The sequence below is a fragment of the Candidatus Poribacteria bacterium genome, assembly GCA_021295755.1.
Classification (GTDB): domain Bacteria; phylum Poribacteria; class WGA-4E; order WGA-4E; family PCPOR2b; genus PCPOR2b.
The window spans coordinates 1-3,144 of record JAGWBT010000233.1; the positions used below are offsets into that span (position 1 = coordinate 1).

At 49.6% G+C, this 3,144-nt stretch carries 4 protein-coding genes and 1 pseudogene; all 5 read left to right on the forward strand.

What is annotated here, in order from left to right:
- Positions 1-293, forward strand: a 293-nt coding sequence (locus J4G02_22605) for a glycosyl hydrolase family 32 (protein ID MCE2397302.1), incomplete at its 5' end; no start/stop codon positions are given.
- A gap of 12 nt (positions 294-305) precedes the next feature.
- A pseudogene (prpB, locus tag J4G02_22610) lies at positions 306-1,177 on the forward strand (methylisocitrate lyase).
- A gap of 45 nt (positions 1,178-1,222) precedes the next feature.
- Complete coding sequence (gene prpC / locus J4G02_22615; protein MCE2397303.1) at positions 1,223-2,344, forward strand: 2-methylcitrate synthase; 1,122 nt, start codon at positions 1,223-1,225, stop codon at positions 2,342-2,344.
- Between the two features lie 54 nt (positions 2,345-2,398).
- On the forward strand, positions 2,399-2,650 hold the full coding sequence (locus J4G02_22620) for a hypothetical protein (protein ID MCE2397304.1): 252 nt from the start codon (positions 2,399-2,401) through the stop codon (positions 2,648-2,650).
- On the forward strand, positions 2,625-2,984 hold the full coding sequence (locus tag J4G02_22625; GenBank protein MCE2397305.1) for a type II toxin-antitoxin system PemK/MazF family toxin: 360 nt from the start codon (positions 2,625-2,627) through the stop codon (positions 2,982-2,984). The genes J4G02_22620 and J4G02_22625 overlap by 26 nt, the downstream gene beginning before the upstream one ends.
- The last annotated feature ends 160 nt before the right edge of the window (positions 2,985-3,144 follow it).

Here is a 3,144-nt window from a genome sequence, read left to right on the forward strand (position 1 = left end):
ACGGCGGTGAATGTGGTACAGTTGTAACAAAACCGTTTGAACTGAAAGGCGAAGATGTCTATATCAACGCGGACGCGACTTGGGGCGAAATCTATAGCGAGATTGTCGATGCAGAAACGCAGCGACCCCATGAGGGATTCTGGGTGCCGGGCGAGGAGCCACCGCCGTTTACAGGCGACAGTACCAAAGCAAAGATCCGGTGGAAATACCCACACGACTTGGTGTTCGAGAAGCCGGTGCGTCTGAAGTTCTATCTGCGCCAAGCGCGTCTCTTCTCGTTCTGGATCGAATAAAAGAGGTCAGACATGAGTCATACATCTTCTGCCGGGCGTCGTTTACGGGATGCACTGGCGATAGAAAACCCGTTGCAGGTCGTCGGTACGATTAACGCATATTCAGCGTTGATGGCAGAAAGCGTAGGCTTCCGGTCAATCTATCTTTCGGGCGGAGGTGTGGCGAATGCCTCTTACGGTCTTCCAGATATAGGCATGACCACATTGAACGATGTGCTGGAAGATGTGCGCCGTATCAGCAACACAACGGAACTTCCGCTTCTGGTTGACGCTGATACCGGTTGGGGGAATGCATTTATGATCGCCAAAACGGTGCCGCCGGCGTGCATATTGAAGATCAGGTACAAGCAAAACGTTGTGGTCACCGCCCGAACAAAGAAATTGTGAGTGCAGCGGAAATGGTTGATCGGATGAAAGCCGCTGCCGATGCCAAAACGGATCCGGACTTCGTCCTGATGGCGCGTACCGATGCCGCCGCTGTCGAGGGGCTAGACAGTGCTATTGACCGCAGTTGTCGTTACGTGGAGGCGGGGGCAGATATGATCTTCGCCGAAGCCTTGACGGAACTGGATCAGTACCGAAAGTTTGCAGGTTCGGTTGACGCTCCCATCTTAGCGAATATCACCGAGTTCGGAAAAACACCACTCTATACGATAGAAGAGCTCAGGGATGCGGGGGTCAGTCTTGTGCTTTATCCATTGTCGGCATTCCGTGCAATGAGTGCAGCTGCGCTTAATGTGTATCAGACATTACGCCGTGAGGGCACACAAAAGGACGTAATCCATACCATGCAGACGCGGGCGGAACTATATGACTTCTTAGACTACCACGAATATGAACGCAAACTCGATCAGCTTTTGAACGCGGATCGGGAAAAAGATTAACCGTTCCAACAGTTCCCGCTAAATTGACAGAGGAGGATGAAACCAATGCAGGCAAAAAAAACTGGGGGGTTAGCCGGCGTGATCGCAGGCGAAACCGCAATCGCTACGGTGGGAAAAGAGGGCGTTGGACTCACCTATCGCGGGTATTCCATTTACGATTTAGCGGAACATGCCACCTTTGAAGCGACAGCCTACCTGCTGATCCACGGCAAATTGCCGACGCAAACCGAACTTGACAGCTACAAGCAAAAACTGATACAGCTGCGTGGTCTACCAGATGGGCTTAAAATAGTACTTGAGCAGGTGCCGGGGGATGCACACCCGATGGACGTTTTGCGGACCGGCTGTTCAGCTTTGGGTACGATGGAGAGTGAAGACAACGAAAGTGATCCGTCCCATATTGCGGACAGGCTGACTGCCTGTCTCGGTTCAATGCTACTCTACTGGCACCATTTTCACACGAACAGCAGACAGATCGACGTTGAAACGGACGATGAAACCACCGCCGGACACTTTCTGCATCTACTGCACGGAAAGCAACCGAATGAATTGCAACGGAAAGCTGTTGATGTGTCGTTAATCCTCTATGCAGAACACGAATTTAATGCGTCAACGTTTGCGGCGCGGGTTGCAACTTCCACCCTATCCGATTTCTACTCCGCAATTGTTGGGGCTATCGGAACGTTGCGTGGACCTTTACACGGCGGTGCAAACGAAGCCGCGATGGAACTGATTGAACGATTCCAGACGCCAGACGAAGCCGAAGCTGCTATTCTGGACATGCTTGAACAGAGGCAACTAATCATGGGCTTTGGACACCGCGTCTACAAAATTTCCGACCCACGTTCAGACATTATTAAGGGTTGGTCACAGAAACTCTCTGAAGCAGGCGGAGATAGGTTACCTTACGAAGTTTCTGAACGAATTGAGCAGGTGATGTGGCGGGAAAAGAAACTGTTCCCGAACCTAGATTTCTATAGTGCCTCCGCTTATCATCTGTGCGGTATTCCCACGCCGATGTTCACACCCATCTTCGTGATGTCGCGTATAACCGGCTGGGCTGCCCACGTTATTGAGCAACGGAGCGATAATCGACTGATCCGTCCACGGGCAGATTACATTGGGCCCGAACCAAGATCGTTTGTCCCAACCGAAGAACGGACATAGAACCCGATTGGAGTGACAAGTTATAGCAACACCAAAAAATTAGGAGCAATACTCATGCTTACAACTATTGAAGGCGTATATCGCGATGGCAAGATTGAATTCTCACAAATACCCCATGATGTGTGCGATGGCACACCCGTTATTGTAACCTTTCTATCATCTGATTCTGTAGATTTACAGGAACGTGGTATTGATAGAGTACAGGCGGCAAGTTTGCGTGCCCAGTTAGCAACCTTTGCCGAAGACTGGGAAAGTCCTGAGATGAATGTCTATGACAACTATGACGAAACAAAATCCGACCTATAAACGCGGTGATGTAATCTTAGTGCTCTTTCCAAGTTCCAATTTGCTTACAGCCAAGCGAAGTCCGGCGTTAATCGTCCAAGCTGACAATCTCCAAACAGGTTTGCCGCAAGTGATCGTGGCGATGATTACTAGCAAGATGTTCCGCGCCAATCACCCCAGCCGTATCCCTATTTTACGTTCCACACAGGAGGGACAACAATCGGGGTTACTTACGGACTCAGTAGTAGTAACTGACAATCTTGCCACAATCGTTGAATCGGCAATTGACCGTGCTATTGGTTCCGTTCCGATGATCAAAATTGACCTCGCTTTACGACATACATTGAACTTATAAGTCTGATATGATAATCATCAGCCCAAAACTCTAGCAAAGCAATAGGCATATAACAGTTACAACTTCACAAATACAAAACTATGGCTACCATTCTCATTGTTGATGACGAAGAAAATGCTTTGAAGATGCTCGCGCAAGCGTTAAAAGTGGAAGGCTACGA

What these genes read in the sequence shown, in the direction of transcription:
- prpC (MCE2397303.1), top strand. Translation starts at nt 1,223, where the DNA reads ATGCAGGCAAAAAAAACTGGGGGGTTAGCCGGCGTGATCGCAGGCGAA.
- J4G02_22620 (MCE2397304.1), top strand. Translation starts at nt 2,399, where the DNA reads ATGCTTACAACTATTGAAGGCGTATATCGCGATGGCAAGATTGAATTC.
- J4G02_22625 (MCE2397305.1), top strand. Translation starts at nt 2,625, where the DNA reads ATGACGAAACAAAATCCGACCTATAAACGCGGTGATGTAATCTTAGTG.